Source organism: Shewanella sp. MM_2022_3, assembly GCF_022557375.1.
In the GTDB taxonomy this organism is placed as follows: Bacteria; Pseudomonadota; Gammaproteobacteria; order Enterobacterales; family Shewanellaceae; genus Shewanella; species Shewanella xiamenensis.
In genome coordinates, this window is sequence record NZ_JAKZGV010000003.1 from 230,737 (window position 1) to 256,003 (window position 25,267).

At 46.6% G+C, this 25,267-nt stretch carries 24 protein-coding genes; 23 read left to right on the forward strand and 1 reads right to left on the reverse strand.

The window, feature by feature from the left end:
* The first annotated feature begins 98 nt into the window (after nt 1–98).
* The 6 genes from miaB (at nt 99) to MMG82_RS03500 (ending at nt 6,299) form a co-directional block, all read left to right on the forward strand.
* Nucleotides 99–1,523 carry a tRNA (N6-isopentenyl adenosine(37)-C2)-methylthiotransferase MiaB gene (gene miaB / locus MMG82_RS03475; RefSeq protein WP_047536916.1) on the forward strand — a complete coding sequence of 475 codons (1,425 nt, stop codon included), beginning with the start codon at nt 99–101 and terminating at the stop codon, nt 1,521–1,523.
* Between the two features lie 243 nt (nt 1,524–1,766).
* Nucleotides 1,767–2,831, forward strand: a complete 1,065-nt coding sequence (locus MMG82_RS03480) for a PhoH family protein (protein WP_047536919.1) — start codon at nt 1,767–1,769, stop codon at nt 2,829–2,831.
* Complete coding sequence (gene ybeY / locus MMG82_RS03485; RefSeq protein ID WP_023268295.1) at nt 2,821–3,282, forward strand: rRNA maturation RNase YbeY; 462 nt, start codon at nt 2,821–2,823, stop codon at nt 3,280–3,282. Before MMG82_RS03480 ends, ybeY begins: the two co-directional genes overlap by 11 nt.
* Nucleotides 3,283–3,321: 39 nt before the next feature.
* Nucleotides 3,322–4,197, forward strand: coding sequence for a CNNM family magnesium/cobalt transport protein CorC (gene corC, locus MMG82_RS03490; protein WP_037415189.1), 876 nt, complete (start codon nt 3,322–3,324; stop codon nt 4,195–4,197).
* A 42-nt stretch (nt 4,198–4,239) separates the two neighbouring features.
* Nucleotides 4,240–5,808, forward strand: a complete 1,569-nt coding sequence (gene lnt / locus MMG82_RS03495; protein WP_047536922.1) for an apolipoprotein N-acyltransferase — start codon at nt 4,240–4,242, stop codon at nt 5,806–5,808.
* Entirely contained in the window at nt 5,805–6,299 is a 495-nt protein-coding gene (locus tag MMG82_RS03500; protein ID WP_047536925.1) for a type II secretion system protein, read from the forward strand. The genes lnt and MMG82_RS03500 overlap by 4 nt, the downstream gene beginning before the upstream one ends.
* A gap of 56 nt (nt 6,300–6,355) precedes the next feature.
* Here MMG82_RS03500 and MMG82_RS03505 read toward each other — a convergent pair whose 3' ends face one another.
* The gene (locus MMG82_RS03505) at nt 6,356–6,856 is read right to left on the reverse strand and encodes a zinc ribbon-containing protein (RefSeq protein WP_023268299.1); all 501 of its coding nucleotides are present in this window, start codon (nt 6,854–6,856) and stop codon (nt 6,356–6,358) included.
* Between the two features lie 121 nt (nt 6,857–6,977).
* Between MMG82_RS03505 and leuS the strand changes: the two genes are divergently transcribed.
* From leuS to MMG82_RS03590, 17 genes are all read left to right on the forward strand, one after another.
* Nucleotides 6,978–9,557: a leucine--tRNA ligase gene (gene leuS, locus MMG82_RS03510; protein ID WP_241406466.1), complete on the forward strand. Its 2,580-nt coding sequence runs from the start codon at nt 6,978–6,980 to the stop codon at nt 9,555–9,557.
* A 59-nt stretch (nt 9,558–9,616) separates the two neighbouring features.
* Nucleotides 9,617–10,111 (forward strand): LPS assembly lipoprotein LptE, encoded by a 495-nt coding sequence (lptE, locus tag MMG82_RS03515; RefSeq protein WP_037415176.1) that lies wholly within the window; start codon nt 9,617–9,619, stop codon nt 10,109–10,111.
* Between the two features lie 52 nt (nt 10,112–10,163).
* Nucleotides 10,164–11,195, forward strand: coding sequence for a DNA polymerase III subunit delta (holA, locus tag MMG82_RS03520; protein ID WP_047536931.1), 1,032 nt, complete (start codon nt 10,164–10,166; stop codon nt 11,193–11,195).
* A 12-nt stretch (nt 11,196–11,207) separates the two neighbouring features.
* Nucleotides 11,208–11,846: a nicotinate-nucleotide adenylyltransferase gene (gene nadD, locus MMG82_RS03525; RefSeq protein ID WP_047536934.1), complete on the forward strand. Its 639-nt coding sequence runs from the start codon at nt 11,208–11,210 to the stop codon at nt 11,844–11,846.
* Nucleotides 11,847–11,963: 117 nt separating this feature from the next.
* Nucleotides 11,964–12,293: a ribosome silencing factor gene (gene rsfS / locus MMG82_RS03530; protein WP_011071401.1), complete on the forward strand. Its 330-nt coding sequence runs from the start codon at nt 11,964–11,966 to the stop codon at nt 12,291–12,293.
* Complete coding sequence (gene rlmH, locus MMG82_RS03535) at nt 12,293–12,763, forward strand: 23S rRNA (pseudouridine(1915)-N(3))-methyltransferase RlmH (protein WP_037415165.1); 471 nt, start codon at nt 12,293–12,295, stop codon at nt 12,761–12,763. Before rsfS ends, rlmH begins: the two co-directional genes overlap by 1 nt.
* Before the next feature lie 60 nt (nt 12,764–12,823).
* Nucleotides 12,824–14,680 (forward strand): penicillin-binding protein 2, encoded by a 1,857-nt coding sequence (gene mrdA / locus MMG82_RS03540; protein WP_047536937.1) that lies wholly within the window; start codon nt 12,824–12,826, stop codon nt 14,678–14,680.
* Nucleotides 14,677–15,780 (forward strand): rod shape-determining protein RodA, encoded by a 1,104-nt coding sequence (gene rodA / locus MMG82_RS03545; protein WP_037415160.1) that lies wholly within the window; start codon nt 14,677–14,679, stop codon nt 15,778–15,780. Before mrdA ends, rodA begins: the two co-directional genes overlap by 4 nt.
* A gap of 17 nt (nt 15,781–15,797) precedes the next feature.
* Nucleotides 15,798–16,874 (forward strand): lytic murein transglycosylase B, encoded by a 1,077-nt coding sequence (gene mltB, locus MMG82_RS03550; RefSeq protein ID WP_047536939.1) that lies wholly within the window; start codon nt 15,798–15,800, stop codon nt 16,872–16,874.
* Nucleotides 16,858–17,700, forward strand: coding sequence for a septal ring lytic transglycosylase RlpA family protein (locus MMG82_RS03555; RefSeq protein ID WP_037415153.1), 843 nt, complete (start codon nt 16,858–16,860; stop codon nt 17,698–17,700). Before mltB ends, MMG82_RS03555 begins: the two co-directional genes overlap by 17 nt.
* Before the next feature lie 144 nt (nt 17,701–17,844).
* Nucleotides 17,845–19,020: a serine hydrolase gene (locus MMG82_RS03560; protein ID WP_037430803.1), complete on the forward strand. Its 1,176-nt coding sequence runs from the start codon at nt 17,845–17,847 to the stop codon at nt 19,018–19,020.
* Between the two features lie 120 nt (nt 19,021–19,140).
* Nucleotides 19,141–19,407 (forward strand): DUF493 family protein YbeD, encoded by a 267-nt coding sequence (gene ybeD, locus MMG82_RS03565; RefSeq protein WP_011071394.1) that lies wholly within the window; start codon nt 19,141–19,143, stop codon nt 19,405–19,407.
* Between the two features lie 93 nt (nt 19,408–19,500).
* Nucleotides 19,501–20,154 carry a lipoyl(octanoyl) transferase LipB gene (gene lipB, locus MMG82_RS03570; RefSeq protein WP_241406467.1) on the forward strand — a complete coding sequence of 218 codons (654 nt, stop codon included), beginning with the start codon at nt 19,501–19,503 and terminating at the stop codon, nt 20,152–20,154.
* Nucleotides 20,151–21,131 carry a lipoyl synthase gene (gene lipA / locus MMG82_RS03575; RefSeq protein WP_241406468.1) on the forward strand — a complete coding sequence of 327 codons (981 nt, stop codon included), beginning with the start codon at nt 20,151–20,153 and terminating at the stop codon, nt 21,129–21,131. The genes lipB and lipA overlap by 4 nt, the downstream gene beginning before the upstream one ends.
* Before the next feature lie 74 nt (nt 21,132–21,205).
* The gene (locus MMG82_RS03580) at nt 21,206–22,924 is read left to right on the forward strand and encodes a hypothetical protein (protein ID WP_241406469.1); all 1,719 of its coding nucleotides are present in this window, start codon (nt 21,206–21,208) and stop codon (nt 22,922–22,924) included.
* 197 nt (nt 22,925–23,121) lie between these two features.
* Entirely contained in the window at nt 23,122–24,447 is a 1,326-nt protein-coding gene (locus tag MMG82_RS03585; protein ID WP_241406470.1) for a DNA methyltransferase, read from the forward strand.
* A 42-nt stretch (nt 24,448–24,489) separates the two neighbouring features.
* The coding region (locus tag MMG82_RS03590; protein WP_241406471.1) for an ATP-binding protein at nt 24,490–25,267 on the forward strand (778 nt) is incomplete at its 3' end.

Here is a 25,267-nt window from a genome sequence, read left to right on the forward strand (position 1 = left end):
AATGTCGCGCTATTTTGACTGGGCGGTCTGTTGGTCTTTTTACAAGGCAACGACGGCTCGGGACTCTTTTTACAGGGCAGCGTAGGGCAACACAACTGATGAGCAAAAAACTCCATATTAAAACTTGGGGCTGTCAAATGAATGAGTACGACTCATCTAAGATGGCGGATCTTTTAGGCGAATACCAAGGTTACACCTTAACTGAAGAAGCAGAAGAAGCAGATATTCTGCTGCTGAACACTTGTTCTATCCGTGAAAAAGCACAGGAAAAAGTGTTCCATCAGTTAGGTCGTTGGAAAACACTCAAAGATAGAAATCCTGACCTGATTATTGGTGTGGGTGGCTGTGTTGCATCTCAAGAAGGTAAAGCGATTAAAGACCGAGCTCATTGTGTTGACATCATCTTTGGCCCACAGACGCTTCACCGTCTACCGGAGATGATCGAACAAGTACGCCGCGGCGATAAAGCAGTGATCGACGTGAGTTTTCCTGAGATCGAAAAATTTGACCGTCTTCCCGAACCACGCGCCGAAGGCCCAACGGCGTTTGTGTCAATTATGGAAGGTTGTAGCAAATACTGTTCATTCTGCGTGGTACCTTATACCCGTGGTGAAGAAGTCAGCCGCCCATCGGACGACATCATTCTTGAAATTGCCCAACTGGCAGAACAAGGTGTGCGCGAAGTCAATCTGCTCGGTCAAAACGTCAATGCTTACCGTGGCGCAACCCACGATGGCGGGATCTGTACCTTTGCCGAGCTATTACGCTATGTTGCCGCTATCGACGGCATCGACCGTATTCGCTTCACCACCAGTCACCCCATTGAATTTACCCAGGATATCATCGACGTTTACGAAGATACGCCCGAATTAGTTAGCTTCCTGCACTTACCCGTGCAGTCAGGTTCTGATCGCATTCTCACCGCAATGAAACGCGGCCATATGGCGATTGAGTACAAATCTATCATCCGCCGCCTGCGTAAAGCCCGCCCAGATATCCAAATCAGCTCCGACTTTATTATTGGTTTCCCTGGCGAAACGAAAGAAGACTTCGCCGATACCATGAAGCTGATTGAAGATGTAGGTTTTGACCACAGCTTTAGCTTTATCTACAGTGCGCGCCCAGGCACGCCAGCGGCAGATTTACCCGATGACGTTGATATGGAAGAGAAAAAACAACGTCTGGCCATTCTACAAGACCGCATCACTCAACAGGCCATGCGTTACAGCCGCCATATGATGGGCACAGTGCAACGCATTCTGGTTGAAGGCCCCTCGGTGAAAAACCCGATGGAACTGCGCGGTCGCACCGAAAACAACCGTGTGGTGAACTTTGAAGGCTTACCAAAACACATTGGTACCTTTGTGGATGTCGAGATTGTCGACGTTTACACTAACTCACTACGCGGTAAATTTATCCGCGGTGAAGATGAAATGGATCTGCGCCGTAACCTGCGCCCATCGGATATTCTGGCGAAGCATAAGCAAGATGATGATCTCGGTGTCACTCAATTTAAACCTTAAGGGTTTAAATCTTGGGTGAGTGTACCTATATAAAGAGGGCGACAATGTCGCCCTCTTATTTTATGGCCTTAACAACTGCTGTAATTGATGATTTTCCGTTAGCAATTATGATGGATGGCTCGTAAACTGAGATTATCTTCTGAATAGAGGCTGCGATAGTTGACTGACATCGCACTTAGCTTTCACTCGGCACTTTGCTTGGTATTTGATAATTTGCTTGTTATTTGACAATAGGAGTACTGTTTGTCCAGTAAATTAACCACAATGAATTTGTATCTCGAACCCGCAGAAACCCGCCGTTTGGCTTCACTGTGCGGTCCCTTCGATGACAATATCAAACAGATTGAGCGTCGCGTTGGCGTTGAGATAGTCCGTAAGAACAACCATTTCCAAATTACCGGATTACCACGTCACTGTTTAAGTGCCAATAACTTACTTAAGCAGCTCTATATTGAAACTCAAACGGTCAAGGGCAGCACGCCGGATCTCGACCCTGAACAAGTGCATTTGGCCATTCAAGAAGCCATTGCCCTAGAGCAGGACGACAGCGGTGACGATAAAGCCTTAGTTATCAAAACCCGCCGTGGCGTGATAAAACCGCGTAACCCCAACCAAAGCACCTATGTGGCCAACATTGTGCGCCATGATATTACCTTTGGTATTGGTCCAGCGGGCACAGGTAAAACCTATTTGGCCGTTGCCGCCGCCGTTGATGCACTAGAGCGTCAAGAAGTGCGCCGTATTCTGCTCACCCGCCCCGCGGTTGAAGCGGGGGAAAAACTCGGCTTCTTACCGGGCGATTTAAGCCAGAAGGTCGACCCCTATCTGCGCCCGCTCTATGATGCCTTGTTTGAAATGCTCGGCTTTGAAAAGGTCGAGCGCTTAATCGAGAAAAACGTTATCGAAGTAGCGCCTTTGGCCTACATGCGTGGCCGCACCTTAAACGATGCCTTTATTATTCTCGATGAGAGCCAAAACACCACGGTTGAACAGATGAAAATGTTCTTAACCCGTATTGGCTTTAACTCACGCGCGGTCATTACTGGTGACATCACCCAAACCGACTTACCCAAACATGTTAAGTCAGGTCTGCGCCACGCCATTGAAGTATTAAGCCAAGTGGAAGAAATCAGCTTCAACTTCTTCGTGTCTCAAGACGTTGTGCGTCATCCTGTGGTTGCTCGCATTGTCGAAGCCTATGAGGCTTTTGATCGTAAAGAGCAGGCATTAAAGGCCGAAAAAGAGCGCCGCGACAATCAACAAGCGCACCCACAAACGCAACAGGAAGTTATAAAGCATGAGTCTTGATTTAGCCTTAGATGTGCAATACGCCACGGCGAGTGACTATCTTCCTAGTGAAGAACAATTTGCCCTCTGGGTAAAAACCGCCATTGGTAATAGCATGGAACAGGCGGAGCTGACGATCCGCATCGTCGATGCCCGTGAAAGCCAAATGCTAAACAGCACTTACAGAGGGAAAGACAAGCCCACTAATGTGTTGTCGTTTCCCTTTGAAGCACCGCCAGAAATTGAACTTCCACTGCTTGGAGATCTTGTCATTTGTGCCGCAGTCGTTGAAAATGAAGCGCGTGAACAAGATAAAACCCTAGAAGCCCATTGGGCACACATGGTTGTACATGGTTGCCTGCATCTGCTAGGTTATGATCACATTGAAGACGAAGAAGCCGAAGAGATGGAGTCATTAGAGACTCAACTCATTGAAAGCTTAGGTTTTACTGACCCATATAAGGAACAATAATTAACTGAGATACTCTCTATCAAGGTTAATGAGAAAACTATGAGTGACGATATCCCCCCGAGTACGAGCGCCCAAAAGAAAAGCTGGTTTGACAGAGTAAGTCAGTTATTTCAGGGCGAACCTCAAAATCGCGAAGACTTAGTTGATGTAATTGATGGCGCAGAACAGCGCGAACTGATCTCTGAAGACACCCGCGAAATGATTAAAGGTGTATTGGAAGTTTCCGATATGCGTGTTCGGGACATTATGATCCCACGAGCTCAAATTGTCGCGATTCAAATCGACAATACCGTTGAAGAGTTGCTCGCAACTGTTATCGGTTCAGGCCATTCTCGCTTCCCTGTGGTTAACGAAGACAAAGACCATATCGAAGGCATTTTACTGGCTAAAGATTTGATCCCTTATGGTTTCTCAAACAGTGAAGAACCCTTTTCCCTTGAGCGCGTGATCCGCCCAGCGGTTGTTGTGCCAGAGAGTAAACGCGTCGATGTGTTACTCAAAGAATTCCGCTCCCAGCGTTACCATATGGCGATTGTCGTTGATGAGTACGGTGGCGTATCTGGTCTGGTAACTATTGAAGATATTCTCGAAGAAATCGTCGGTGAGATTGAAGATGAATTCGATCACGATAGCCCTGAAGACACCGAAATCCGCAAAGTCGGCAATACTGTCTATATGGTGAAGGCGCTTACGCCTATCGAAGATTTTAACGAAGAATTCAACACCCATTTCAGCGATGAAGAGTTTGATACCGTTGGTGGCTTGGTGTCCCATGCCTTTGGCCACTTGCCGGAGCGCAATGAGAGCATCATGATCGAAGGTATTGAATTTAAAGTTATCAACGCCGATACCCGACGTTTAATCCAACTCAGAGTAAAACTCCCCGATCCCAATATCGGTGAAGACGTAGAATAACCCTCTGCGTAAGAATAACTCTCCTTGTAAGAAGAATGATCCGTGCTAACTAACATTCGGGCTTTTGCCCAACAAAAGTCTCGATTGAGTGCGTTACGCCTCGTACTGGCGTTTATTTTAGGCGCCAGTACAGCGCTTTCCTTTGCCCCGTATTCCTTCTGGATCATCTATCCTATCGCCATGGCGTTAGCCCTTTGGCAGAGTGAATCCTTAAGCCCTAAAGCAAGCTTTTTCCATTGGTTAAGCTTTGGTTTTGGCTGTTTTGCCGTTGGGATCAGTTGGGTGCATGTCAGTATGGACACCTTCGGTGGCCTCCCCTTAGCCGCTTCAGTAGGGCTAATGGCGCTGTTAGCACTCTATTTAGCCCTCTATCCGGCCTTAACGGGTCTGGGTTTAGCGTGGTTGACTCGCACTAATACTCCCTCGCTATGGCGTAACCTGCTCTTCTTCCCCGCGCTTTGGGTCTTAACCGAATGGGCCAGAGGCTGGGTTTTGACAGGTTTCCCTTGGATTTGGGCAGGCTACTCCCAAACTGAAGGCCCATTAAAGGAATTCGCGAGTATTATTGGCGCCTTAGGATTAAGTTTCATCATCGCCATGGTTGCGGGCGCATTCGCCTTGTGTTTTAGCAAGCGCTACAAAAGTCTGTTGATTTTACTGCCCATCATCGCAGCCGCTACTTGGGTCGCGCCTAAGCTAACGCAAATCGAGCCGACAGGCGAGTCGGTCAAGGTCGCGCTTGTGCAAGGCAATATTCCGCAAAGTATGAAATGGGAACCCGATGCACTCTGGCCGACCCTGTTGAAATACATGGATTTGTCCCGTGAACACTTTGATGCTGACATTATCGTCTGGCCAGAAGCAGCAATCCCAGCGCCAGAATCTATGGTGCAAGAATTTTTGGATAATGCCAATAAAGTGGCCAACCTTAACCACACATCCATCATTACTGGCATTATCAGTCGTCAACATGACAATTTTTATAATTCACTGATTGTATTAGGTAATCATAATCTGAAACAGCAAGATAGCCCAGATTATGAAAGCGATGGCAGCAACCAGTTTAAAAAGCACCATCTGTTGCCAATTGGTGAGTTTGTGCCCTTAGAAACACTGCTGCGGCCGATTGCGCCTTTCTTTAATCTGCCCATGTCCTCTTTTGCGCGAGGCGACTATCAACAGCCAAATTTGAGCGCGGTAGGCCATAAAATTGCGCCAGCAATTTGTTATGAAATAGCCTTCCCTGAACAATTGCGTGACAGCGTTAATCTCGGGACGGATCTGCTGTTAACCGTCTCCAACGATGCCTGGTTTGGCACCTCAAATGGTCCATTACAACATATGGAAATTGCTCAAATGCGCGCCATTGAGTTAGGCCGTCCTCTGGTTCGTGCCACCAATAATGGTGTAACCGCCGTTGTCGATGAGCATGGCAATATCACAGCTTCTCTGCCGCAATTTGAAACGGGTGTATTGCGAGCCACAATTCCACTGGTTACAGGCCAAACTTGGTTTGCTAAAATCGGCCAAACACCACTGTTAGCCTTATGTGGAGTACTGCTGTTACTCGGTTTTATCCGTCGTCAAAAGCAGCAACAGAATTTGAAATGATTAATCAGAAACGCACTCAAGGTTTTACCTTAATCGAACTCGTGGTCGTTATCATAGTGCTCGGGATTTTAGCGGTTATCGTCGCGCCGAAATTTATCGGCCTGAGCAAAGAGGCGCGGGAAAAAAGTCTGCTGCAACTCCATGCCAGTGTAAAAGCCGCAAATACCTTAGCCTATTCCAAGACCCAAATGCCCAGCTTACAGAGTCAAGCCGTCGCAGGCCGTGATGATATTATTGACATCGACCTTAATGGTGATGGTGTGGCAGAAACCCGCCTCAAGTGGGGTTATCTGGACAATACCGATATCGAAAAATGGATAGAGAAAGATGATAAACTCGTCATTCAATATCAAGGTATTGATATTACATATATTGGCTACGACTTGGATGCTAATACCTTAGTCAACGATGACCAATGTTATTTCCGCTATACCCAAGCAGCCGATTCGAGCACTCCGCCGCTTTACGATATCAATGTCCAAGGCTGTTGATGGCTAATAAAAAACGACGCTAAGCGTCGTTTTTTATTTCTGGCGCATCCACAAGGCTAAGGCGTTAACGCCTCACGAGTAAACTCTTCATGGTCACACTCTGGGCAATCGGGGATCACGCCCGGAAACTCAATACTCATTTCATGGCCACAGTTAGTGCACACCATCACCCCTTGGCTAACAATATCGCCACTCTGGTAATAGCCGTGGTGTTTAAAGTCTTGAGCCAGTTCATGCCATTCCACTTGGCTGCGGTCGGTGATTTCACTTAACCAATGCCAAAGGGTGTTTTCTAGAGTGATCACCGTTGGGCTGTGGCTTAAGCTGTCGGCATTTTGCTCACGCAAAAAGCTGGCGATATCACGCTTTAAGAATTGCTCAACTAACGCGAGCTCATCTTCCCCCGCTTGTTCTTTGAGGCGTAAGAACTCCTTCCCTTGAGTGACAGACTTAAATAAATTCTTTGCAGTCAGCGAGTTATCTTCCGCAAATTGCGCTTTCACTTCGTTAATTAAGGCTTGATACAGTCCTAGTAGCGCACTACTTCTATCATTCATAACCAATACTCCTTCATAGAACCTTTTTAATGCATCGCTTCTAGTTTATTCTATGCAGATCTTATTCGCGTCGATATGGCGTTAGATCAAATAAATAGGCGGCACTGCCGGAAATAGCGTGATGCAAGAGCAATATAATCCCTCAGAAATTGAAGCCTTAGTGCAAAAGCACTGGCACGACAACAAAACCTTTGAAGTTACTGAAGATGCAAACAAAGAAAAGTTTTATTGCCTTTCGATGTTTCCGTACCCTTCAGGTCGACTCCACATGGGACACGTTCGCAACTATACCATAGGCGATGTGGTTGCCCGCTTCCAGCGTCTTCAAGGCAAAAACGTGCTACAACCTATCGGTTGGGACTCTTTCGGTTTGCCTGCAGAAAACGCCGCAATCAACAACAAAACCGCACCAGCACCATGGACTTATCAAAATATTGAGTACATGAAAAACCAGCTAAAATTGCTGGGTTTTGGCTATGACTGGAGCCGTGAAATCGCCACTTGTACCCCAGAATATTACCGCTGGGAACAATGGTTCTTCACTAAACTGTACGAAAAGGGCTTAGTTTACAAGAAGACCGCTTCTGTAAACTGGTGCCCTAACGATGAAACCGTACTAGCAAACGAGCAGGTGCAAGACGGTTGCTGCTGGCGCTGTGATACCCCTGTAGAACAAAAAGAAATTCCACAGTGGTTCATTAAGATCACCGCCTACGCCGAAGAACTGTTAAACGATATCGACACCTTAGACGGCTGGCCTGAGCAAGTTAAGACTATGCAGCGCAACTGGATTGGTCGCAGCGAAGGCGTGGAAATGACCTTCGGTGTGGCAGGTAGCGATAAGTCATTCGATATCTACACTACCCGCCCCGATACCCTGATGGGCGTAACCTATGTAGCGATTGCTGCGGGTCACCCATTAGCAGAATTAGCGGCGCAAACTAACCCTGAGCTGGCTGCCTTTATCGATGAGTGCAAAAACAGCACCACGTCAGAAGCCGATTTAGCCACCATGGAAAAACGTGGCGTCGCGACAGGTCTATACGCTATTCACCCCATCACTGGCAAACAAGTGCCCATTTGGGCGGCTAACTTCGTACTGATGAACTATGGCACCGGCGCTGTGATGTCAGTTCCTTGTCACGACCAACGCGATTACGAATTTGCGAAAAAGTACAATCTGCCAATCGAAGCGGTTATCAAACCTGTTGACGGCGAGTTAGACATCAGCGAAGCGGCTTACACCGAAAAAGGCGTGCTGTTTAACTCTGGCGAGTTCGACGGTTTAGACTTTGACGGCGCCTTCAATGCCATCGCCGACAAGTTAGTGGCAGAAGGTAAAGGCAAACGCCAAGTAAACTACCGTCTGCGTGACTGGGGTGTATCACGTCAACGTTACTGGGGCGCACCAATTCCTATGGTGACCTTAGCCGACGGCACTGTTATCCCAACACCTGAAGATCAACTGCCGGTGATCCTGCCAGAAGATGTGGTGATGGACGGGATCCAAAGCCCAATCAAGGCCGATAAAGAATGGGCGAAAACCCAAGTTAACGGCCAAGACGCGCTGCGCGAGACTGATACCTTTGATACCTTTATGGAATCTTCATGGTATTACGCCCGTTATTGCAGCCCAAAGGCTGATCAAATGTTAGATCCAACCAAGGCTAACTACTGGTTGCCAGTGGATCAGTACATTGGTGGTATCGAACACGCCTGTATGCACTTGTTATATTTCCGCTTCTTCCACAAGTTGCTGCGTGACGCGGGCCTAGTAAACACTAACGAGCCAGCAAAACAACTGCTGACCCAAGGCATGGTTCTGGCCGATGCCTACTACTACACCAACGATAAAGGTGCCCGTGTATGGGTGTCTCCGCTGGATGTAGTCACTACCGAAAAAGACGACAAGGGCCGAGTGACTAAAGCTATCGATAAAGACGGCAACGAACTGGTTTACACCGGTATGTGCAAAATGTCTAAGTCGAAAAACAACGGTATCGACCCACAGGTAATGGTCGAAAAATACGGTGCCGACACTGTGCGTCTGTTTATGATGTTCGCCTCACCACCAGAATTAACGCTGGAATGGCAAGAGTCTGGCGTTGAAGGCGCGCACCGCTTTATCAAACGTCTGTGGAAACTGGCCAGCGAATATGTGGCGCAGGATAACAGCGAAGCACTAGACGTCAGCAAATTAACAAGCGAGCAAAAAGCACTGCGCCGTGAAGTGCACAAGACTATCGCGAAGGTGACCGATGATATCGGCCGTCGTCAGATGTTCAATACTGCGGTTGCCGCCGTAATGGAACTGATGAACCATCTGCAAAAAGCGCCACAAACCACAGGTCAAGACCGAGCTATTATCGGCGAAGCCTTAACTGCGGTAGTGCGTTTACTGTACCCCATCATCCCGCACGTGAGCTTCACCCTGTGGAATGAGCTGGGAAACACCAACAGTATCGAAGACAGCCAATGGCCAGTTGTGGATGAATCTGCTCTGGTAGAAGACAGCAAACTCATCGTGGTACAAGTGAACGGTAAAGTGCGTGCTAAGATCACTGTCGCTGCCGATGCTGACCAAGCGTCTGTTGAAGCACTGGGTATGGCGGACGAGCAAGTCATCAAGTACTTAGATGGCGTTACGGTTCGTAAAGTGATCTATGTACCCGGTAAACTGCTCAGCATCGTTGCCAACTAACATCGTTGATGTGATAAACAGATGCTGTCCACACGACAAACAGGAAACCGCGAAAACTTATGCTAATTAAACGCTTAGCTTTCGCAATCATGGCGCTGGTCATTATGACCAGCGCAGGTTGCGGTTTTAAGCTTCAACGTAGCTACCAAATCCCCGAGCAGCTCAATCAACTCAGTTTGAGCAGCTCGGATGAATACAGCGAACTCACCCGTTTGGTGCGTGAGCGGTTACGTTTGAACAACGTCAAGATTGTCGATGCTGCCAATGATGTGCCAGTGTTAAGGCTTATCACCGACTCCTTAGAGCGTTCGACCCTGTCACTTTACCCTACGGGCAATGTGGCCGAGTATGAGCTTATCTATTTCGTCGAGTTTGCTGTGGCCTTGCCGGGCAAAGAGGCACAACCTTTCAAGATTGAAATTCGCCGCGATTACTTAGACGATCCTCGCACCGCACTGGCTAAAAGCCGTGAGATGGAACTGTTAGTCAAAGAAATGCGTATTCAAGCGGCCGATAGGATTTTGCAATCCCTGGCCAGCACAGAGGTGAATTAATGCAGGGTCCAAATTAATGTGGCACTGCAATAAAATGTGGAGAGTGGTTTAAATGCGTGTTTATCCTGATCAACTCTCCCGCCATCTCAATCCGCTTCACGCTTGTTACCTGATTTTTGGTGATGATCCTTGGTTGCTCGAAACCTTCAAGGATCAGATCCGCCAAGCCGCCAAACGCCAAGGGTTTGAAGAGCGCGTTCAGTTAATTCAAGAAACCGGTTTTAATTGGGGCGACTTAACTCAGGAATGGCAGTCCATGAGCCTGTTTTCTAGCCGGCGCATCATTGAGCTAACTCTCCCCAACGCAAAACCCGGTGCAGATGGTTCGGCGGCGCTACAAGCGTTACTGCAAACGCCGAATCCCGATGTGTTGCTGATCCTTGAAGGCCCAAAACTCGCCAGCGAGCAGACCAATAGCAAGTGGTTCAAAACCTTAGATAGCTTAGGAATTTATTTACCCTGCACTACGCCAGAGGGCGACCAATTCAGACGTTGGCTCGACTCACGCATTACGCACTTTAAGCTGAATTTACAACCCGATGCGCGCGCTATGTTGTACACACTCTACGAAGGGAATTTACTCGCCGCCGATCAGGCCATGCAGTTGCTACAACTGTTAAGCCCAAGCCAGCCTATCGGTGCCGACGAATTAAGCCATTACTTTGAAGATCAATCCCGCTTTACCGTGTTTCAGCTCACCGATGCACTGCTGAATAATCGCCAAGACAGTGCTCAGCATATGCTGGCCCAACTCAACGGTGAGGGTACGGCCATGCCCATTTTACTCTGGGCCTTGTTTAAAGAGCTGCAGTTGCTGCTCAGCCTCAAGAGTGAACAGGCGCAAGGCGTGCCTTTAAATAGTCTCTTTGGTAAATATCGAATTTGGGATAAGCGTAAACCGCTGTACCAAACCGCGTTGCAGCGCTTAAGCCTCACCCAAATCGAACATATGCTTGCCTTCGCGTCCAAGCTGGAATTGAACTTAAAGCAATTAGGCCATGAAGATTGGACAGGGCTCAGCCACCTGTGCTTATTATTCGACCCCAAGGCCCACGGCCATTTGGCCCATATCAGCTTAGATTAAGGCACTGACTGGATGCGTATCGGTATTTTAGGTGGCACCTTTGACCCCATACATTACGGCCATATTCGCCCCGCGATGGAAGTCAAAGCCAGTCTCAAGCTGGATAAAATCCTGCTGATGCCCAACCATATTCCGCCACACAAAAACACTACCCACTCTACCACAGCGCAGCGGCTCGAAATGGTCGCGCAGGTATGTGAGGCATTAACAGGTTTCGAGCTATGTGATATCGAAGCTAAACGCGACAGCCCATCCTATACCGTTGTCACCCTTAAGCAGTTAACTCGACTTTATCCCAATGACGAACTGTTTTTTATTATGGGGATGGATTCGTTTATTCACCTGCAAAGCTGGCACCAATGGCAGCAATTGTTTGAATTAGCCAATATCGTAGTATGTCAGCGCCCGGGCTGGCATTTAGCCGAAGGGCACCCGATGCTGCATGAGTTAAACGTACGCCACGCGTCGCTTGAAGCGTTAAGTCACTCAAATGAACCACAACATGGGCGCATCTTTACCGTTGATATCAGCCCACAGGATATTTCGTCCACCCAAATTCGCTCACAACTGGCCATGGGAGAAATTCCACAGGACGCCCTCCTGCCCGTCACTTTAAATTACATTCAAAAACAACGGCTTTATTTTTCTTAGGCCGAAAATCAAGCGCTAAGAGTACAAACTCAGCCGCTAAGATCGCTAAGAGAATGTATTCCCCCGCTTAAGACTGATATACTAGCGCGCTATTTAAAATGAATGAGGTACATCAGCTTGCAGAGCGCCGAATTAAAACAGTTTGTTGTCGATAAAATCGACGATTTAAAAGCCCGTGACGTCGTGGTTATCGATGTCAGCAACCAATCTAACATCACCGACTACATGGTGATTTGTTCTGGTACATCTAAAACTCACGTTAAAGCGATCGCCGAAAATCTCGTGATCGAAGCAAAAGCCGCAGGCATTCCACCTATCGGTATCGAAGGCCGCGACAGCAGCGAATGGGTATTGGTGGATATGGGCAACGTGATCCTGCATGTTATGCAAGATCAAACCCGTGATTTCTACCAGCTTGAAAAACTCTGGTCAGAAAAGCAAGCCTAATGAAGTTGCAACTTATCGCAGTGGGGACACGGATGCCCGATTGGGTTACCCGCGGTTTTGAAGAGTATCAACGCCGCTTTCCTCGGGATATGGCGCTGGAACTTATCGAAATCCCTGCTGGTAAACGCGGAAAAAATGCTGACATCGCACGCATCCTGCAAAAGGAAGGCGAGCAAATGTTAGCGGCGATTCCTAAGGGCAATCACATTGTTACCTTAGATCTTCCCGGCAAAAACTGGACTACGCCAGAATTAGCGACAGCCATGAATAAATGGCAACTCGATGGTCGTGATGTAAGCTTACTGGTCGGCGGCCCCGAAGGCTTAGCGCCCGCCTGTAAGGAAGCCGCCCATCAGAGTTGGTGCCTGTCGGCATTGACCCTGCCCCATCCTCTGGTGCGGATTGTGGTTGCCGAAAGCTTATACCGCGCGTGGAGCGTGAACACTAATCACCCTTATCACAGAGAATAGCGGGATCTTGATGTTAACGAGTGTCAACCACCCGGATGGGATCAGCTGGAGATAGCCTAAGTGTCGCCAAAAAAGCGGATAACCATGCACGACCACGCCGCCGAGGCGTCACTGTTTAAGCGTCGCGCGCTGTTCACTTTTATTTGTGTTGTCGCCCTCCTTAGTGTGTTGGTGACCAATCTTTATCATCTTCAGGTTGAATCCTATAAAGATTACGAAACGCGCTCTAATGACAACCGCATTCGTGTCGTGCCTATCGCCCCAAGCCGTGGCCTGATTTACGACAGAAACGGCGTGTTACTCGCCGAGAACCAACCCTTTTATTCTCTCGACTTAGTGCCGGAGAAAATTGCCAATATGTCCGAGACCTTGGACGAATTAGGCAAGTTAATCGAAATCACTCCCGATGAGCGTGAAACCTTTACCGAAGCGCTAAAGTTTCACCGCCGCTTTAAGCCCTTAACCCTTAAAAATCAGTTGACCGAAGAACAGGTCGCCATTTTTAGCGTTAACCAACATCGCTTTCCTGGGATCTCCGTTGAGGCGGGTTTAAAACGTAACTACCCCTATGCGAGCCAGCTCACCCATGTGCTGGGCTATGTAGGTAAAATCAACACTCGAGATCGTGCTCAATTGGAGCGTAACGATCAGTGGAAAAACTATGCCGCCACCAAGGATATTGGTAAGCAAGGCATTGAAAAATACTATGAATCACTCCTTCACGGCACACCAGGTCATCTCGAAGAAGAAGTAAACAACCGCGGCCGAACTATCCGTACGCTTAAAATTGTACCGCCGGAGCCGGGACAAGATATTTACTTAACTCTCGATTTACAATTACAGCAAAAAGCCGTGGAACTACTCCAAGGCCATAAAGGCTCAATCGTTGCTATCGATCCAAGGGATGGCGGGATTTTAGCTTTAGTGTCGAGCCCAAGTTACGATCCCAACCAGTTCGTGCAAGGGATTAACAGCAAGGATTACAGTGATTTATTGAATGACAAATCACGTCCGCTGATTAACCGCGCTACCCAAGGCCAATATGCGCCCGCATCAACGATTAAACCTATTATTGCCCTACTGGGACTTGATGAAAAAGCCGTGACCGAACACACCCGTATTTGGGACCCTGGTTTTTGGCAAATCCCAGGGGTTGAGCGTAAATATCGCGACTGGAAACGCTGGGGCCATGGCTGGGTTAACGTCTATAGTGCTATCGTGGAATCCTGCGATACCTACTTCTATGAATTAGCTTATAAAATCGGTGTTGATCCCATAGCCCGTTTTATGGAGCAATTCGGCTTTGGCCAAAATACTGGTGTCGATATTTTCGAAGAATCAGCGGGCAATATGCCGTCGAAAGAATGGAAGCGCTTAAAATACAATCAAGCTTGGTACATAGGTGACACCATTTCAGTCGGTATCGGTCAAGGTTACTGGACCGCAACTCCGTTACAACTGGCCAATGCTACCGCTATTCTCGCCAATAAGGGCCGCCGTTTTCCGCCGCACTTATTAAGATCGATTAAAGATAATACGGCCAAAATTGACTCGCCGATTAACGAGTTACCACCGATTGAGCTTAAAAATCCGCGCAACTGGAATATCATTAACGAAGCCATGCGCCAAACCGCCCATAAGTCTCGCTTCACCGACGCAAGCTATACCGCGGCGATGAAAACCGGTACGGCGCAGGTGATTGGCGTGGCCGAAAACACGAAATACGATGCTAATAAGATTGCAGAGCATTTCCGCGATAACGCACTCGTCGTCGCCTACGCGCCCTTTGAAGATCCGAAAATCGTGCTGGCTGTGGTAATGGAAAACGCCGGCTGGGGTGGCGCAAACGCTGGCCCCGTCGCTCGCGCTATGCTCGATGAATATATACTCAGAGACACTTGGAAACCAACGCCATGAGTGCCCATCAACGTCAAAATATCTGGCAACGATTACATATCGACCTGCCCCTGTTGCTCGGCCTATTGGCTGTAATGGGCTTTGGCCTATTTGTTATCTATTCCGCCAGTGGTGAAGATCTTGGCATGATGGAACGCCAACTGTTTAGGATGTTTTTATCCCTAGGCATCATGTTTACCATGGCGCAAATTAATCCTGAGGCGCTAAAACGCTGGGCATTACCCATTTACCTTGCAGGCATTGTGTTACTGCTTGGGGTGCATTTTTTTGGGGAGATTAACAAAGGGGCACAACGCTGGTTGAACTTAGGTTTTATGGAGTTTCAACCATCTGAACTGATTAAGCTCGCCTTCCCCATTACTATGGCTTGGTATATCAGTAAATTCCCACTACCGCCCAAAAAACGCTATCTAGCGGGCGCAGGTGTCATTCTGCTGATCCCCACATTATTAATTGCTAAACAACCCGATCTTGGCACTTCTATATTAGTTGCGGCATCAGGTATTTTCGTACTGTTTTTATCGGGTATGAGCTGGGTGATTGTGGGCGGTTTTATTGCCGCCGTGTTGGCATTTTTGCCTATTCTCTGGTACTTCCTAATGCACGATTACCAAAGAACCCGCGTCTTGACCCTACTCGATCCAGAACAAGATCCCCTCGGTGCGGGTTACCACATTATCCAATCGAAAATTGCTATTGGCTCAGGCGGCCTCTGGGGTAAAGGTTGGCTCGATGGCACTCAATCCCAATTAGAATTTATCCCCGAACGTCACACTGACTTTATCTTTGCGGTGATCGGTGAAGAATTTGGTCTGATAGGTAGCATTATCCTCCTCCTGATGTATCTCTACATCATCGGACGCGGCTTAGTCATTGCCTCTCGGGCGCAAACCAGCTTTGCCAGACTCCTTGCCGGCAGTATCACATTGACTTTCTTCGTTTATGTTTTTGTGAATATTGGTATGGTTTCAGGTATCCTGCCTGTGGTGGGTGTACCTTTACCCCTTGTCAGTTATGGTGGCACATCGATGCTGACATTGATGACAGGGTTTGGCATTCTTATGAGCATTCATACCCATAGACGTTTTGTAGATAGATAATTTTTAGGGACTTCTTAATGCCTATTCTTCGAGCTTGTTTGGCTCCACTGGCAATGCTTTGCCTCAGTTCATACCTTATTGGCTGTTCAACCGCTAACGAGTCCGCGACAACACAGCCAAGTGCCGCCGTGACCACACAGGCCCCCACACCGGTATTAACCGAGGCACCAGAATTACCTGAGGCCTTAAAGGCTGAGTTTATCAAAACCCAAATGGCACAAGGCTTTACCCAAGCCGAAGTCGAAAATTTCTTGGCCAAAGCCAACTACAACCAAGCGGTTATCGATGCGATTTCGCGTCCTTGGGAAGCGAAACCTTGGCATCAGTATTATCCGATTTTCTTAACCGAAAAACGCCTCAACGCGGGTCTGGCCTTCTGGAAAAAACACGAGGCGACGATTGCCAAAGCCGCCACTAAGTACCAAGTCGAACCACAAATTATTGTGGCTATTATTGGTATCGAAACTTTCTATGGCCAGTACACGGGTAATTATCCGGTTATCGACGCACTCTATACCTTAGGATTTTATTACGAGCCAAGAGCCACCTTCTTCCGCAAGGAATTTGGTGAGTTGATGAGGCTGGTAAAAGAAGAACACTTAGATATCAATAGCCTCAAAGGCTCATACGCTGGCGCCATGGGCTTTGGTCAGTTTATTCCTTCAAGTTACCGCCACTATGCTGTGGATTTTGATGGCAGCGGCAACCGTGATTTACTCCAGAGTCCAGAGGACGCCATTGGCAGTGTTGCCAATTACTTCCATGAACATGGCTGGCAATTGCATGCCCCCGTTGCTTTACCCTTAGTGAATAGCAGTGCCAATGCACCTAAAGCCAAAGTGTGGGCAGGCGAGAAGTTACAATACAAGGTCTCTGATATTCTCTCCCCGAGCTTATCGCTAGCCAACGCCCGCGATTTAGATGCCTCGCAAAAAGCCATGCTTATCGAGCTAGAACAAGTGGGAAGTAAAGATTACTGGTTAGGGCTCAATAACTTTTATGTAATCACCCGTTATAACCGTAGCCCCTTGTATTCCATGGCTGTTTATCAATTTAGCCAACAACTGAAGCAACAACATGACGCTAAAAAATAATCTTTTATCGCTTTTGATGCTCGGCTGCTGTTTTGCGCTCGCGGCCTGCTCGAGTTCTAACTCTGGCTCAGCCAGCGTGAAGAATAAGAATATGGATCCCAATAAGGGCCGCTACGCGCTTAAAAACGATAAGATGCCCCTTAATCCACCCAATGTAGATCATGTACCGAATGCGACCCCCAAATATGAACCCTATAGCCGCCGCGGTAACAAACCCTATACGGTTTATGGTGAGTCCTATACGGTATTAGACTCGGGGGAAGGCTTTTCCGAAATGGGTCGCGCCTCATGGTACGGCGAAAAATTCCACGGTTATGAGACATCCAATGGTGAACCCTACGATATGTTCGGCATGTCTGGTGCCCATAAGACCCTACCCCTACCAAGCTACGCTCGCGTCACTAACTTAGATAACAATAAGCAGGTGATTATTCGCATTAATGATCGCGGTCCGTTCCACTCTGACCGGATTTTAGACTTATCCTATGCCGCCGCCTATAAGCTTGGTATGCTAGGCACAGGCACGGCACGCATAAAACTGGATGTCATCTATATTGGCAATAAAACCGCAACCCAATCGGCAATAGCCAATATTCAATCCTCAGGAAACCACTATATACAGTTAGTGGCTTCGAAGGATAAACAGCGACTCCATAAAATAGCGAAGGATCTGGAGAAGAAATATCAGGTCAAGACTCGTGTACAACCGGCAAACAATATGTTTAGACTACAGCTCGGTCCGATTGGTCAAACGGAGCTTGCCGACCGATTACTCATTAAAGTGAAACAAGATGGCTATCCCGAAGGCTATATGGTTTTGGAATAGTGAACACTCACATTATGGAGTCAATTTAGCTTAAAAATACCGCAGATGAAGGAACCTTCACTGAAAACCTTTGTCGAAGGGTGGTATACTCGCGAAACTATTTTGCCTTTTCTTTCAATACAACCAAAAAGACGTGCTAAGTTAATGATGAATTTTGTAAAAAGTCCCATTAAGACATTGCTGCTAATTTCGAGTGTTTCTCTTCCTGTTTATGCTGCGCAGCCGATTGTTACCCCTGATGCACCAACCGTGGCCGCCAAGGCTTACATCTTGATGGATTATAATTCAGGCCAAATCATTGCCGAAGAAAATGCATACGAGAGTTTAAACCCCGCCAGCTTAACGAAGATGATGACCAGCTATGTGATTGGTCAGGAAATTAAAGCCGGTAACGTATCTCCCGATGATGATGTCACCATCAGTAAAAATGCTTGGTCGAAGAACTTCTCTGACTCATCGAAAATGTTTATCGAAGTGGGTAAAACCGTAAAAGTTTCTGACTTAAACCGCGGCATCATCATTCAATCCGGTAACGATGCTTGTGTCGCGATGGCCGAACATATTGCGGGTACTGAAGGCGCCTTTGTTGACATGATGAACTCGTGGGCAAAGCAGCTTGGTATGCGTGATAGCTACTTTGAAAACTCCCATGGCCTAGATTCAGAGAACCATAAAACGACGGCCTATGATATGGCACTTTTAGGTGCAGCACTCATTCGTGACGTGCCAGAAGAATACCGTGTCTACAGCGAAAAATACTATACCTTCAATGGTATCAAACAATATAACCGTAATGGTCTACTGTGGGATAACAGCATGAATGTGGATGGTATCAAAACCGGCCACACTTCTGGAGCAGGTTATAACTTAGTCGCTTCTGCAACTAAGGACGGTATGCGTTTGATTTCAGTGGTATTAGGCACTCAAAGTGAAGCCGCTCGTAAAGCAGAAAGTAAAAAACTACTGACCTATGGTTTCCGCTTCTTCGAAACAGTGACCCCTTACAAGGCCGGCGACAGCTTCGTGACGCAAAAAATTTGGTACGGTGATAAGAGTACCGTCGATTTAGGTGTCGCTACAGATGCACCAGTTACCGTCAGCCGTGGCCGTGCAAAAGACTTAAAAGCCAACTTCGAACTGACTAAGCCACTGGACGCACCACTGAAAAAAGGTGAAACAGTGGGTCGTTTATACTTCCAGTTAGATGGCAAAGATATTGCGCAATTCCCGCTAGTCACCTTACAAGAAGTCAACGAAGGCAGCTGGTTCAGCAAATTAGTTGATTACTTTAAGCAACTGTTTTCTGGTTGGTTTAGCTAATCCGGCTCACAAAACTCAGCCACCTTCGGGTGGCTTTGTTGTTTTTGGGGGAGTATCGCCCTTGAATCGGGTATAATCGCCACCATATAGTTCCTATTAAAATGGTTATTGAGCACGACTATGTTAAACACAAAATTTGATGAACTCATGGAGTTTCCCTGCGCCTTCCCATTCAAAGTGGTTGGCGATGCCCACGAAACCTTAACGGATAGAGTGGTTGCGGTAGTGCAAAAACACGCTCCAGGTGATTATTCACCAACAGTTAAAGCATCGAGCAAAGGTAGCTACTATTCGGTCACTATCCGCGTGACAGTGACCAGCAAAGATCATATCGAAACCCTGTACACTGAGCTTGCCAATATCGAAGGCGTACGCCGCGTACTATAAGTATTCCTCAAGGCCAGAAAATGTGATCTATCTTACATTTATGGCGAAGAGGCGTATAATAGCGCCACTCAATTCTAGGGGGAGAGGTTGCCCTTGCAAGACACCACTTTGCATATTCGGCATCTGGGACAACAGGATTATGAGTCTGTGTGGCATGCGATGCAGCATTACACCGACACACGTAACAGCGACAGCCCAGACGAACTGTGGATCGTTGAACATCCACCCGTATTTACCCAAGGCCAAGCAGGTAAAAGCGAACATATTTTGAATCCGGGGGATATTCCCGTGATCCAAGTGGATCGTGGTGGCCAAGTGACTTACCATGGGCCGGGACAATTAGTTGTCTACCCTCTTCTCGATATTAAACGCAGCAAGATTGGCGTGCGTCAGCTCGTGACCCATATTGAGCAAAGCATTATCGATATGCTCGCCAAATACGCTATCAATGCCTACGCCAAGGCCGATGCGCCGGGCGTGTATGTGGATGAGCGCAAAGTCGCCTCTTTAGGGCTTCGCATTCGTAAAGGCTGCTCCTTCCACGGCTTAGCACTGAATGTCGATATGGATCTGGCGCCGTTTCGCCGCATTAACCCTTGCGGTTATGCCGGGCTTGAAATGGTGCAATGCAAGGAACTGGGCGGCCCACAAACCGTGCAAGAAGCAGGCGAACAACTCATTATTACCCTTAGCCAACTATTGGGCTACCAACAACTAGTTCATCATCAAGGATTAGCAGCGTCATGAATAGGCCTGAACGTTTACAACCCGGAGTCAAATTAAGAGATGCCGATAAAGTCTCGCGCATTCCGGTTAAAATCGTGCCCTCTGAGCGCGAAACCATGTTACGCAAACCCGATTGGTTAAGGGTTAAACTGCCCGCGTCTAACCAACGCATTCTCGATATTAAGCAAGCGTTACGCGCTAACGGCCTGCACTCAGTCTGTGAAGAAGCTTCTTGTCCTAACTTGGCAGAATGTTTTAACCACGGCACTGCGACCTTTATGATTTTGGGCGCAATTTGTACTCGCCGCTGCCCATTCTGCGACGTGGCCCATGGTCGTCCACTCAAGCCCGATGCGGAAGAGCCTGTTAAATTGGCTCAATCCATCCGTGATATGAAGCTAAAATACGTGGTAATCACCTCGGTTGACCGCGATGATTTGCGTGATGGCGGTGCCCAGCACTTTGCCGACTGTATCCGTGAGATCCGTAAGCTCAATCCCGAGATTAAGATTGAGATCTTAGTGCCCGATTTCCGTGGCCGTATCGACGCCGCCCTCGACATTCTGTCGACCGAGCCGCCTGATGTGTTCAACCACAACCTCGAAACTGCGCCTATGCATTACCGCAAAGCGCGTCCAGGTGCGAACTATCAATGGTCACTCGACCTACTGAAGCGCTTTAAAGAGCGTCATCCCAATGTGCCGACAAAATCGGGACTGATGATGGGGCTAGGCGAAACCAACGAAGAAATCGCCCAAGTGCTGCGTGATTTACGTGAGCACAAGGTTGAAATGTTAACCTTAGGCCAATATCTGCAACCGTCTAAGTTCCACCTGCCGGTTGAGCGTTACGTCTCACCAGCCGAGTTTGATGAGCTTAAAGCCCTTGCCGATGAACTAGGCTTTACCCATGCTGCTTGTGGTCCATTAGTGCGTTCAAGCTACCATGCAGACTTGCAAGCTCAAGGTAAAGAAGTTGTGAATTACAACCCTAGATAGTACTGCACAATGCTATTTTGTACTGTACATCACTATTTTGTACTACAACCGCAATTTGTTAGCGGGGTTGATTAATGCGGGGAATTCCTGAGATCAAGGAATTCCCCTCCGATAGTCGTTATTGGCGGGTTGATTGGTTCGGTGCCATTCAGCCCAACCCCAAGCTCCCACGCGAGCCAGTACTGCAAGTTGTCATAACCCCGTTCAAAACGCCTGATATTACCGCTCTGCCTCCCAATAAGTTGGCTTCTGCATCTAGCGGTTTGGTGGATTACACTGATCAGCGAACCATCAGCATAGGTACCGGACAGCTGCCAGCGATGTGTATTGGATCTATCTGGCGCAATAGTGAGTGTCAGCAACAGTTTGCAGGTCAACTAACTGAGTTTAAAGGGTTAGAGATCTCCAAGCATACCAGCCAAGTGTTAAATGCCAGTACCAAGGAGCATAACCAGTACATCATTCCCTACACTCATTACAAATTTGGCAAAGACGGCTATTTCAGCAAAATGGTTGCAGTAGAACATGGCGGCGACCCTTACGGCATTTTGATACCAATGGCAGAGCTGGTGCGCTTTTATTATGCAGTGTCAACCGACCTGGCAGATGTTATTTTCTCCGGTGACTTAAAACACAATTTGCATGCAGTGCTGAATATGGAACACACCTGGTCTGAACCGGAGGAACAACGAGAAATTATTGGGCTACGCCAGCGTTTTTCTGATCAAGACGGCTGGATACTGGCCCGAATTCTAAATTCTCCTGAAGCTTGGTTAGGTGCAACAGCGGTACATGATGCCATGCTAAAAAATCGTTTAAATGGCGCACCGGCGCATATTGAAAGTAACTTTCCGTTTGCTGGCAGCACGAACCTAATAGCCCGTTGCAAAATGCTCCCTACAGTAGTTCCGAATAAATGGCGTTACCTTGTATTGTCGCTCGTTCGCTGCTCTGCTGCTTTCCCCTTCCGGCATCTGACTATATATCGTGATAACGACAATAACAGAGCCAAAGACGGCGAAGACAAACCTGATAACGAGAAAAAACCAGGCTGGGGCAGCCCCCGTGTAGTTCCTGAACAACAAGGCAAACCGTTTCAAAGTCAGCAAGCACCGAACAAAAACGCAGCTACAGAAATATTTAATCTGCCAACAGACAGGTTCGGCGATATTGCCGGTAAAGAACCCGACAAGCCCACTAAAGAACAGTGTGAATATAAATCTGCCACTATAGTAAGGCCACCAGTCGACACCAATCAGCTTAGTAGTGCTCAAGGTGAGAATACCGATTCCACCGTTGGCTCAGGTCGGTTAAATAGCACTTACGAGAGAGCTAAAGCCCTTCCGGCCAGCTTCGATACCTTTATCAAGGCTATTGAGCATCTGAATACCTATGAAGGCTTTAGTGCAAAGATACGGGAACCTGATGAGCTAACCAGATGTATTCCGCTTACTAAGCCAGAGGGGTATCGGCAATGGTCGTATCTGGATTCAGCACGAAGTTTAAAACGGAGAGTACTAATTGCAGATATTCAAAGTAATAATAACTATCTGACTGCAATAGAATTTGAACAACGACCGAACGAAAAATGCCAGTTGGGCACATTGCATTTAGCAGATGGTAGCGCTTTGAATAAAAACAAAATAAATTTAACCTTGGAGTATTTAGCTACCAACAAAGGGGTCTGGAAGTCACGACCAGACAACGAAATAATTGTTAAACCATATAAACATGTATGGCCATCTTCAGAACAGCTCTCTCTAGCGTTAATAAAGCATTTTAGTTACATCTAAGTTTAACTGCCCATGTTTCTCCTCCCAAAACACAAGAACATCTCAATTTATCAAGCAACGAAAACTTAAATAAAACCATAAATAACATTAAGATATACCACATCATTATTTTTCAACAAACCTGGAATGTTCTGTCCGATACTGATATGATTGAATTCAATATGGAGTGACCAAATTTTGCTAAATAGAGACATAAAATGAACGAACAGAACAGGGATATAGCCCTCCTTAACAGGATTAATGCTTACTCACTAGGAGATGAAGCATATTGGTCATTCAGAGGGCGCTCTAAGAGGCAACATTGTCACGGATTAATACAATATCCAGCGATGATGATTCCCGAAATGCAAGGTGAGTTAATTGATGCAGTTTTAGCGGAGGATAGAAATGTCCGCAGGGTTCTCGACCCATTCGTGGGCTCAGGCACAACGCTTGGTGAAGCAATGTGCCGTGGCTTAGATTTCTTAGGTATAGACATTAATCCGTTAGCGATTTTAGCTTGTGAAGTTAAGAGTGGTCCCCTGTATACAGCTAAACTAAAAGAAAAAGCCGCTCTAGTGCTAGATAAAGCTAAACAGGATAGTTCGGCTGAAATAGCGGTACATTTTGATGGTATTGATAAGTGGTTCACAAAAAGCACTCAAGTAGAGTTAAGCGCAATATATCGCGCAATTAAAAGTGAGCCGTCCAAATGGGCTAGAAAGGTGTTCTGGCTATCGTTAAGTAGTACTGTGAGAACCGTTTGTAACTCTCGGAGTTCTACATACAAGCTGCATATTAAGACCGAAGAAAAAATAAAACAGACGCCATCAGCAATAGAAGAGTTTGAAAAAAAGCTTAATAAAAATATCGAAAATATTGTTGCCCAAAAGGAAATTTTGGATAAAAATCAAGTTCTAAAGAGAGTAACATCTGTCAGCGATGTCGTTATCAAGAATGCGGATTCTGCCGGTAAAATCAGAAGTTCGCTGAAGTGTGACCTGCTAGTTAGCTCACCACCATACGGCGATAACCAAACAACCGTTACTTATGGACAATTCTCTTACCTTCCACTTATGTGGATTGATTTAAGTGATATTGAAAACATGACCCAAGCAGGACTTCTAGCCCATAAAAGTGCTATTGATTCAATGAGCTTAGGGGGCTCAAAGAAGGGTTCAAATACGAAATACCAAGAAATAAAAGAACGTTCAAGGTCTCTTGTCAGTTGTGTTGAGAAGATAAAAGCAGTTAACCCCGAGAACATTAAAAAGCTTATTTCCTTCATATATGACTTAGACAACGCAATATGTAACTCTTTGAGTTTTCTTAGGGAAAATGCGTATATGGTCTGGACGTTGGGCAACCGGAGGATCTCAGATATTGAGGTTCCATTAGATAGTATTATGAGGGAGTTGCTTGAATCGCGGGGTTGTCATTTTGTTCATAAATTGGAACGAGATATTCCGTCTAAGCGAATGGCCAATAGGAATCAGATAGCAGCAACTATGGTTAAAGAATCCATACTCATAATGCGAAAATAGAACATTAAAATATCAATCATAAATTATTAAGGAAATTAACGCATGGGATCTGCATCAATAGTATTCAGTGGCAATATCATTGAAGAGCTTTCTAGAAACATTCCGTCTTCACTCTTCGCTCTCAGTGAGCTAATAAAAAATGCATATGATGCTTTCTCGCCCGATGTCACGATAAAAATAAGTCAGAAAAATAGAACTGTAACCATTATTGACAATGGCGATGGTATGGGAGAGAGCGAAATTCAATCTCTATTCCATATATCAAAAAGCAATAAGAAATTCGGCCAGGCTGTTGAAAGAAACGGTGTAACAAGGCTTACGCAAGGTTCTAAAGGTCTAGGATTCTTATCAGCATTTAAATTCGGCGACAGAGTCGAATGGACAACTTGCAAAGACGGAATAAAAAGCAAGTTTTCTGCATCTAAATCAGATTTAGTCTCCAAAGACAGTGTTGCAGGAACCGAAATTCCAATTACCACTGAAGCTTCTGATAAAAAAGGAACTACAATTACAATCAGCTCAACAAATGAAGAAATTGAGGAGCTATTATTAGATCTAAACTTGAACTTAGAACGAGAAAAAGGTTTAGACGATAATAGTATATTGGAAAAATTAGCAGCAACGATTATTGATGATTCATTCAACATTAAAATTGAGGTCGAGAACTCAAATAAATCGATGTCGACTTTAGATCTGAAAGATTTCTTAAAAGAAGACGAAAGCAACCAATTATTTTATGTAAGTTATAATTCAAAAAAAAGCGAGGCTGACATTTTCCATAAAGGAGAGCTGTTAGAGTCGATAGAGTTCGCACTAAGAC

Excerpts from the sequence above, each read along its gene's own strand:
- miaB (WP_047536916.1), top strand. The coding sequence starts at position 99 with ATGAGCAAAAAACTCCATATTAAAACTTGGGGCTGTCAAATGAATGAG.
- ybeY (WP_023268295.1), top strand. The coding sequence starts at position 2,821 with ATGAGTCTTGATTTAGCCTTAGATGTGCAATACGCCACGGCGAGTGAC.
- corC (WP_037415189.1), top strand. The coding sequence starts at position 3,322 with ATGAGTGACGATATCCCCCCGAGTACGAGCGCCCAAAAGAAAAGCTGG.
- MMG82_RS03500 (WP_047536925.1), top strand. The coding sequence starts at position 5,805 with ATGATTAATCAGAAACGCACTCAAGGTTTTACCTTAATCGAACTCGTG.
- MMG82_RS03505 (WP_023268299.1), bottom strand. The coding sequence starts at position 6,856 with ATGAATGATAGAAGTAGTGCGCTACTAGGACTGTATCAAGCCTTAATT.
- leuS (WP_241406466.1), top strand. The coding sequence starts at position 6,978 with ATGCAAGAGCAATATAATCCCTCAGAAATTGAAGCCTTAGTGCAAAAG.
- lptE (WP_037415176.1), top strand. The coding sequence starts at position 9,617 with ATGCTAATTAAACGCTTAGCTTTCGCAATCATGGCGCTGGTCATTATG.
- holA (WP_047536931.1), top strand. The coding sequence starts at position 10,164 with ATGCGTGTTTATCCTGATCAACTCTCCCGCCATCTCAATCCGCTTCAC.
- nadD (WP_047536934.1), top strand. The coding sequence starts at position 11,208 with ATGCGTATCGGTATTTTAGGTGGCACCTTTGACCCCATACATTACGGC.
- rlmH (WP_037415165.1), top strand. The coding sequence starts at position 12,293 with ATGAAGTTGCAACTTATCGCAGTGGGGACACGGATGCCCGATTGGGTT.
- rodA (WP_037415160.1), top strand. The coding sequence starts at position 14,677 with ATGAGTGCCCATCAACGTCAAAATATCTGGCAACGATTACATATCGAC.
- mltB (WP_047536939.1), top strand. The coding sequence starts at position 15,798 with ATGCCTATTCTTCGAGCTTGTTTGGCTCCACTGGCAATGCTTTGCCTC.
- MMG82_RS03555 (WP_037415153.1), top strand. The coding sequence starts at position 16,858 with ATGACGCTAAAAAATAATCTTTTATCGCTTTTGATGCTCGGCTGCTGT.
- MMG82_RS03560 (WP_037430803.1), top strand. The coding sequence starts at position 17,845 with ATGATGAATTTTGTAAAAAGTCCCATTAAGACATTGCTGCTAATTTCG.
- ybeD (WP_011071394.1), top strand. The coding sequence starts at position 19,141 with ATGTTAAACACAAAATTTGATGAACTCATGGAGTTTCCCTGCGCCTTC.
- lipA (WP_241406468.1), top strand. The coding sequence starts at position 20,151 with ATGAATAGGCCTGAACGTTTACAACCCGGAGTCAAATTAAGAGATGCC.
- MMG82_RS03580 (WP_241406469.1), top strand. The coding sequence starts at position 21,206 with ATGCGGGGAATTCCTGAGATCAAGGAATTCCCCTCCGATAGTCGTTAT.
- MMG82_RS03585 (WP_241406470.1), top strand. The coding sequence starts at position 23,122 with ATGAACGAACAGAACAGGGATATAGCCCTCCTTAACAGGATTAATGCT.